The organism is Polaromonas sp. P1_G2 (assembly GCF_056405515.1).
The window spans coordinates 1-585 of sequence record NZ_JBFUBY010000736.1 but is presented as its reverse complement, the minus strand read 5'-3'; the positions used below and the strand labels follow the sequence as shown (position 1 = coordinate 585).

General features: G+C 60.2%; 1 protein-coding gene. It reads left to right on the top strand.

The genetic code is table 11. The annotated features are described in order from the left end of the window. Window positions 1-37 precede the first annotated feature (37 nt). Complete coding sequence (locus AC1D0P_RS27270; protein WP_477679588.1) at window positions 38-490, top strand: Na+/H+ antiporter subunit E; 453 nt, start codon at window positions 38-40, stop codon at window positions 488-490. Window positions 491-585: the final 95 nt, after the last annotated feature.

The window sequence follows — 585 nt, the reverse complement described above, 5'->3', positions numbered from 1 at the left end:
CACGTATTCAGATTGTCGTCATTGCCATCCTCACGGTATTCTCTCTGACGACCGGCCTCTGGCCGGAGCCCTTGATCGGGGTTGCGAACCGCGCCGCCGCCGGGTTGGTCCGGCCTTCAGCCTATATCGGCTCGGTGTTTCCCGAGAGGCATCCATGAACCCTGTCATCCGCGCGTGGCGCATTTTGCGCCTGATCCTCGCTTTCTTCAGCGAATTCACTCTGTCGGTGATTCGGGTCTGCCAGCTTGTACTGTCGCCGCGTATGAGAATCCGGCCGGCAGTCATCGCTTTCCCGCTCACTGTCCGGCGTGATTTCGAGATCACCCTGCTTGCCAACCTGATCACGCTCACACCCGGCACCCTAGCGATCGATGTCAGCGATGACCGCAGCACGCTCTATGTGCATGTCATCGACTGCCCCGATCCGGCCGTTGCAGCGCGTGAGATCGCTGACGGTTTTGAACGGCTGATCCTGGAGGCTTTCGCATGAACAGCGCCGTCATCCTCGCCACCGCCATCGATATTGCGATCGTCCTTCTCATTTGCGCCATGCTGGTCACGACACTGCGCGTGGTTCTCGGTCCG